Below are 300 nucleotides of genomic sequence, written 5' to 3' on the forward strand. Positions count from 1 at the left end.
AAAAAATACGTTTTAAAGTCTTGAAGAGTGAACAACAGTTAATTCATTACGAATTAATTTAGTAACGTTATTTTGGCAGGATAACGCGAAGGCAAGCGAGCAGCACCGAGACAGTACCTCAGTACGGCGAGGTGTAGCGCAGTGAAGCCGACAAAGTTAGCCAAACAAAAGAGCGTTAATCAGTGAGATTCTTTGAGCATCAAGCTTTGAATTGAAGAGTTTGATCATGGCTCAGATTGAACGCTGGCGGCAGGCCTAACACATGCAAGTCGAGCGGTAACAGGAAAGTGCTTGCGCTTT

The 300-nt window shown here is 43.7% G+C and carries 1 rRNA gene; it reads left to right on the forward strand.

The annotated features are described in order from the left end of the window. Positions 1–208: 208 nt before the first annotated feature. Positions 209–300: ribosomal RNA gene (locus ACGF49_RS25105) — 16S ribosomal RNA — on the forward strand; the annotation flags it as partial.

This window comes from Photorhabdus sp. RM96S, assembly GCF_042879335.1.
GTDB lineage: Bacteria > Pseudomonadota > Gammaproteobacteria > Enterobacterales > Enterobacteriaceae > Photorhabdus > Photorhabdus kayaii.